The organism is Paenibacillus sp. N3.4, from assembly GCF_008017805.1.
In the GTDB taxonomy this organism is placed as follows: Bacteria; Bacillota; Bacilli; order Paenibacillales; family NBRC-103111; genus Paenibacillus_E.
On sequence record NZ_VRTT01000146.1, the window covers coordinates 1 to 7,557 of the forward strand.

The 7,557-nt window shown below is 44.6% G+C and carries 4 protein-coding genes; all 4 read right to left on the reverse strand.

All coding sequences use genetic code 11. The features are described from left to right. Positions 1-131: 131 nt before the first annotated feature. Complete coding sequence (locus FU659_RS34025) at positions 132-3,086, reverse strand: Ig-like domain-containing protein (protein ID WP_147951591.1); 2,955 nt, start codon at positions 3,084-3,086, stop codon at positions 132-134. Between the two features lie 680 nt (positions 3,087-3,766). Then, positions 3,767-4,225: a type II toxin-antitoxin system VapC family toxin gene (locus FU659_RS34030; RefSeq protein WP_147951592.1), complete on the reverse strand. Its 459-nt coding sequence runs from the start codon at positions 4,223-4,225 to the stop codon at positions 3,767-3,769. A gap of 13 nt (positions 4,226-4,238) precedes the next feature. Further along, positions 4,239-4,541, reverse strand: coding sequence for a hypothetical protein (locus FU659_RS34035; RefSeq protein WP_147951593.1), 303 nt, complete (start codon positions 4,539-4,541; stop codon positions 4,239-4,241). 396 nt (positions 4,542-4,937) lie between these two features. Then, positions 4,938-6,764 (reverse strand): UbiD family decarboxylase, encoded by a 1,827-nt coding sequence (locus tag FU659_RS34040; RefSeq protein ID WP_147951594.1) that lies wholly within the window; start codon positions 6,762-6,764, stop codon positions 4,938-4,940. Between the last annotated feature and the right edge of the window lie 793 nt (positions 6,765-7,557).

Sequence of the window (7,557 nt, forward strand, 5' to 3'; positions counted from 1 at the left end):
CATGATGTAATCCCCTCCGGTGCTTACTCTAGTATACAAAAAAAGGTACCCACAGTCTGAACACTTTTTCAAAGTGTCCAGACTGTGGGTACCAGTGTACTTCCAAATGGGAGGATCAGGCTCTTTTTTGATTAAGGACGAGTAGCCGAGATTGGTTGTATTTGGCTCAGCAGCTCTATCACATCACCTCGGTTGAAAACACCGTTGCCGTCTATATCATATTCCGCAAGGATCAGCTTCATCGACTCCGCCAAGTTCCATCTGCCGCCATTTGCAGCATGCAGCAAGGAGAACGAATACGTCGTTGCAACCGTTCCGTCGAAGCTTGTTGCTCTCAGCAAGTACCTATTCAGCCCATCTGCCAGAGCTACCGGCGAAACGGTTGATCCATTCGCAAGCGCGATAGGAGCCCCAAGCTGACCTGTGGTGGCATTGATCGGAATCAACTCGACACGGAGTGATTCTTCGGCATTCAAAGCCTTCAACGTCACAAGATTTGCCAAGTGAACTACTGCGGTTTTCAGACCTTGGGCAACCGACAGCTCCTGACTGTCCGCATTGTCATTCAGGATCAGGCTGCTAAGAACAGGCTTCACCATCAAGCTGATAGGCTGCGTATCCGCAGGATGAAAAAACGTATCTCCGGAGTATCGCGCAATGATTTGATGCGTACCCGAGGATAGACCGTTAAGCGCAAATCGTGCATACCCATCCACGCCCAAGGTCGCTTCCGCCAGCTCCGCCCCATTTTCAATCAAATGGACAGTTCCTGTGGGAGACTGACCTTGAATCTGAACGCCGCCATAGACGGAGAAAGCAACAGTGTTCCCGTAAGAGTAGACCGGATTAGGCTGATCCAGCGTCAAAACGGGCCCCGGAGCTGCCGCCTGTACTATTTGCGTATAAGTGGCATGGCTCACCGCGTGCCAAGAGTGATCCGGTACATAATTAACTGCTATCAGATCCACTCCAACCGGAAGCGTCGAGGTCGTTATCAAGGCTACCCCCTCTTCATCCAAATTAACGAGCACAGGCACTTGGCCGAGGAGTTGAAAAGCAATCTGTCCTGTTGGCTTTAATTTAGATTCGCTCTTATTACTCACCACTGCTTTGTATGTAATGGGCGTCCCATAATATACCGCGCCTGTCACGCTCGGAAACAGCTCCACTTTCGTAGGAATCGAAGTTATGGAAATCTGAATCGGCTGGGAATACGCTTCCGCATAATGATCATTCCCCAGGTACTGCGCTACAATCGTATGGGCACCGACATCAAGCGAGCTCGTTGACCATACAAGCTGACCGTCTACTAGCGGAAGCGTGAGATTATTGTTTTGATCGACCTGCAGCTTTACATTGCCTGTAGGAACGGGCATTCCTTCAGGAGCGGCTGCATTCGCCGACAGGTTCACTGCTTGGCCGAACTCTGCTTCATTTGTATTAGAGGTCAGAAGGAGTTGGATCGCCGACTGCTTGACCTGTTGGTTAACCATTGCAGAGATGCTTCCTGCAAAATTGGCGTTGCCTCGATATTCGACTGTTACTGGATGGTCTCCGACAGCTAAATTGGTCATATTAAATATGGCCTCGCCCGCTTTATCCAAAGCAACCGGAGAACCAGTTGCTGTTCCATCAACCCTAAAAACAACTTCGCCTAAGGGGATTACGTCGGTCGTTGTTGTAACCTTGGCCGATATCCGGGCAGCTTGTCCATACACAATCGAGTTTGACGTTGCTGTCGTAGTTGTACTCAACTTACCTACTTCGACATTTAAAATCCCAGACTCGCTGTTGCCGTGCTGAAAATCTACCGTACCAGCGTTATAAATCACCATCAGCGCATGCGTCCCTACCGCCAGACTGGAGATCGTCATGGAAGCAATGCCATTTACAACGGTTGCTTCCCCCAACTTCGTCCCGTTCTCCATAAAGTCCGCATTGCCTCCGTTTGGCAAGTAGGAACTTGCAAGCTGATTCGTCACCGTTGCCGTTAAGTTGATTGCTTCTCCGTATTGGGAGGTAACGGGACTCGCTGTCAGAGCTGTTGTGGTCGGAATCTTCAGCAGCACTTGAGACAGCGAATTGGATATGCTCGGCAGATACAATTCGTCCCCGCTGTACTCCGCACTAATCATAAGATTACTGACAAGGAGGTTGATTTGTGTGAACTTCGCCGTACCGCTTCCGTCCACATTGACGGTTCCCAGCGTTTCAAATCCATTCTTGAACGTCACGGTTCCGCTAGGGACAGGGCGTCCCGGAACCTCACTCACGACGTTGGCTGTGTACGTGACGTTCTCTCCAAAATGCACCGATGGCGCATTGGAGGTAAGCACCGTAGAAGAGCCAATCTTGGCGACTTGATGCGTAAGCTGAGCGCTCGTACTGCCGATATGCAGACCATCTCCCTGATAGACCGCCGTAATTTCATGCTTGCCAGGAGCTAGAGTGGACAAGAGCATCGAGGCTTTGGCATTCGCATTACTGAAATAGCTCCAATCCAAGGTGAATTGGTTGGTTGCACCATTGAATTGCCCTTTGAAGATCACTTTGCGATTCACGTTATCCAGTGACAGCTCTCCAACATACCTTACATCGCCAACGTCGTCCCATTGCCTTACAACATTGTTGTTGGCATCTACCGCTACGATCTTGGTATTGTTCCGATTATCACTGTAGGTGAAGGCCCAGTAAGTCAAACCGCCCCATTCAATGGTCGGGTAATTATTGTTGCAGCTTTCACAAAGCGGATACGAACCTGCTACGGATGGCGCGCTTGTGTTTTGCTTATTCACAATTACAGGCAAATTTTCTGCCAATGTCTGTGTGCCTAACAAAGCAGTCCCGTCGTAAAAGCTCACCGTACCGCTAGGTACGTTATAATTCGCCGTTTCGTCCGTAACCACGGTCGTCAATTGGACTGTATCCCCGTATACGGACTGAACGCTTCCGTTCAACGTGCTCTTTGTAGGGACCGTTGGTGAAATTGCGCTCGCGTAGGGCTGACCAACCGACATTACGAGCAAGCAAATTATGACCGCACTTACCCACCTCAGACTACGGGTCATTCGGACATCGTCTCTCATTCGTATACTCTCCTTCACAGATCTTGACTCCTATATTCCCTTTCTATTATATCGGAAAACAAGTCTATTAACATTATAAAAACATGCGTATAGTCGGAAGTTTATTATTTCCGATGCTTGGGCTACAGCACAAACAAGTGGGGGCATTTATAGAGCGCCTCCTATATTAGAATACGATTCAATCTGCTGTAGCGGGTGTTTTTACATACGGGCAATAGCCGAATTCATTCAAAGAAGCGAGTCCCAGCGCCGAATCCTCCATTACTCTTTTTAATCAAAAGCAAGATATTCGCCCAACTCAATTTTGGTACCCGTTACAACATATTTTTTGGCAGTATGCAGCTCGCTTACGGGAAAAGTTAATATTAATAAGGCTCTGTTATCCTCGAATATTGATTTCTGGCCAAAAGAAAAATCGCCCAACCATTGGACGATTAATACTTAGATAACCATATATCGGACAGCATGGCTGGGCTTCGTTAACCGCGAAGGACATCACGTGTCTGGAAGAGATTCAAGTGATAACTGAAAAAGCATACCGAAGAATTGCGCCAAAGCGTTTGTTAAAATGCTAAAATCTTTGACTAAGACAGTATCTTCAGATAACTGGAGACTATCACTTTTACTTCAGTGTTATAGGGAGTTTCTCATTCGTCGTTAATGAAGATGTTTAAAAGTTTTTAATTGGATGGAATAATTCGAATATCTCTATCCAAATTGGCAAGCATCATGAAATTGCGATTGAAAGTAAAGATGCGCTTTACCTGATAATAGGACATGGTTACAGCAGTGAATGCTTCGCTGAGTGAGAAACGGAGCTCGGGCCTGTCCAAAAGCAGCCTACGCGATTCCCCTTCAAGTTCGGGGTTGCTGGAGATGATCGCCAGCTTGCCTTTACTTGCTGCTTTATCAATTGCACTCAGAAAAAATTCGGCCAGCTGATAGCTGTATTCATTTCGAAGCCATTCATGAAGATCAAATATTATGGAGTTGGTCGTCACGTAATTACGTTCTAGATCATGCAAATCCAGAAACAGGGAACGTGCTTTTGAATAGCGGGGGTCATCAGGGTTCATTAAAGCGGCCAAAGCTGTTTCATCCAGAAAAATGGTGTCCTGAATGTTCAAGTGGTTATCCATTTATCAACACTCCTTAATCCTCTAGCTTACAAATACCATCTAAATACAGAATTGGGTTATTTTCCTTTTGATCCACTAAAATGGGGGTTGATTCGTATGGAGCGCTTGCCAAATATTGGACAATAATTCCATTGACGATCGCTTGCACGGTCGTATTTTGCCTATCGGCGATTGCATTCAGCTCAACGTAATATTGCGGATTGAGTTCTATAGTGCCTTCTTCTTGTTCCTCACTTCTTGAAGAAATGAATTCGGAAGCGGTAGACTTCGCTTTTTCGAATTGATTTTGAATGAAGCGTTTGTAATTATTCGCCATCGTGATTCACTCCTTATGCATAGCTTTTTTATAACAATTCGTCGAATTTTGTCGATTTCAGGGGGTGATGTCGGGCGGAAATCCAGTTTCTGGCTTCCTACTAAAGTGATGTACTCGAGCAATCCGATTCCGGTGTTCTTCTAGCAGCCGGCGCGGCCAATTTCTCATCGGAGTGCCTCCTTGCGTATTTGCAGCCCAACCCAAAAACCTTCACAACCAAAAAGCGGTTCGAAGGTTTTGGCTAGTATTGGAATTAATGTATCAGGCACTAGAGGTACTGGCTATATGACAAGTTCTACTTTCTTGCTTAATATTAACCATTTTCTCCAATGGAGATGATCATTCCATCATAAGCGACTTGTATGTTGTACGGCTCGAATACGCGAACGAAATTTACTAAAATCCGCTCAAACTTGCCCCTTTTACAAATAACCGCTCGATGTTCCTTGCAATAGTTGGATCAGGTATAAGTGGCGGTGCGTGGTGTGGTTTAATACGGGCATCCATTATGATAGTGTCACAAGCCCAATGCTTATTCTTATAATAACTATTGACACCATATATATCATGCGACGGATTGCTGCGCGTGAAGGTAGCCCAAAGAAAATTGTTGATAGTGGCACTCATAAAAGTACTGTCATCACATAAGATGATCATCGGACAAGTTGAAAGCGGACCTTTTTCTATCAAAGCTTGAATTAAGTCTTGTAGTTCATCTTGCGCCTTTGGGTAGTCAGTAAATCTAGATCCTTGAATTGCTACAACGCCAGGTATCACTAACCTTGCATGACTAAATCCCCGAATCTCACTCAAACCGTCAGGTGCCTCTTTGCATAAATCCCTCTTCTTATCTCCATAAGCTGCGAATACAACTTTGCTGCCACTATTCAATCCAGCCCCTGAATAATCAAGGGTGTCGATGGTCGTATTGGTGTAAAAATGAATATCTCGGTGCAAATCAATGCGTTCTAGGATGTAAGTTAAAAAATCCACTTCATCATGCGTATCTAATGGTCGATGTTCTTCGGCAGTAATGAATAGATATTTAGCCAAACTAAGTTGTCCTGTTCCCAAAATCCGATTGGCGAGAGTGAGGATTTCGCTAGGCTGATTAACTCGCTGATAAGGGGTGTACCTTTCACTACCAATTGCAAAAAGCAATGGATGAACGCCTGCAGCATCCACAGCATGGACTTCTTTTACGCCGGGGATCTCCTGTTTGATAGCGTCACCAGTCAACTCGTGAATGAGCTCCCCGAATATGGTATCTTCTTGCGGCGGACGGCCAACAACAGTAAATGGCCATATGGCATTAGGTTTGGCGTACACTTTATGTACTTTTATGTATGGAAAAGGATGTGTAAGACTGTAATACCCCAAATGATCCCCAAAAGGACCCTCTGGTTTAGTTTCGTAAGAATGAAGCTCCCCGGTAATAACAAAATCAGCATCATTACTGATGCAGAAACCTTCGAGATAACTGTAGTGAAAGCGACGCCCTGCAAGTAAACCAGCAAAGGCAATTTCGCTCAAACCCTCCGGTAAGGGCATTATAGCTGACAATGTATGCGCCGGAGGTCCACCAACAAAGCAACTGACTTTTAGAGGGATGCCTTGTTTATTCGCTTTATCCTGATGGACACCGATGCCGCGATGAATCTGGTAATGTAAACCGACTTCTTTATTTAATTCATATTCGTTGCCGTCTAATTGAACGCGGTACATCCCCAGATTTGAACTCATAATACCCGGCTTTACTGGATCCTCACTATAAACTTGAGGCAACGTGATAAAAGCACCTCCATCCATAGGCCAGTGTTGAATGAGCGGAAGATCAGAAATATTAATTTCCTGTGCGGTTACAAGGGAACTACCAGATGTTTTCTTAGGCAGGGCATTCCAGGCATTAAGTCCTGTTCGGATATGTTTGAACGGATTTTTTATCGCATTTATTGGATCGTTGCGCAGCGCTATTACGTTTTGAACGGATTCTAAAGTATGCCGAAAAATAAACTTACTGCGTTCAATCGTGCCAAAAAGATTAGATACCGCCCGAAACTTTGAGCCTTTTACATTTTCAAATAGTAGTGCCGGACCCTTAGCTTCATTTACCCTCAAGTGAATTGCAGCCATTTCAAGATAGGGGTCCACTTCTTCTCGAATACGAATCAAATGTCCATTGTTCTCTAAATCGATTATGCAATCTTCCAAATTGCGATACATAAGTGAATTCCTCCAAAGATATTTACCTTTTTTTATTCGTGGAGAACTACCACACGGTAGCCCTTTAGGTCATTGGCAATCATGAGACGAGTCAGATTCTGCCTCCTCATATGATTGCAATGTATCTATGATAACATCAACCCTTATATTACAATACTTTGTGTGATTCTGTAATCATTTGCAACCGTCTGTCGCTATGCAAACCTCGTTAACGTGATTGAGTTTCAATGGAGAATGCATCGTTCGCCTGGAATATTCTCGCGCAGCCTAGCAGCCGCTACCGGTAATATCCACGACTCTATATCATCAACTTTGGCTTTGGACAACCTACGGTATTCTTTTTAATAAGTATTGTGTAATACCTTCTTAACTAATCGTATCGCTACCGTTTTGGAATTGGTCATTCGTATATTCATATTTACCCTATATACTTCTCATTATTGCTCAGTTTTCCCGTTAACGAAAAAATGACTAGACGCAGCAGAGAAGTACAATACAAATATTTACTTACTTCCTGCCTACCTTTACGAAAGTTCCAAAGTCAAGATATAATATTTCTGTTTTTGAATTTATCCCCTCTTTACTACGGGCAATAGCACTAACCTTATAATATTCTTCAGAAAATGAACGTCTAAATTCTCCGTATTCGGTATAAATACTGTATGTCGATTCATTAACAGAATGTACGTTAGATGGATATTTTATTAATAACGAAATTACGCTGCCGGCAACAACTTGCCATATTCAATTAGACCAATCGAATCAGGTGGTCATGGTTGCAAGTTACCATGGT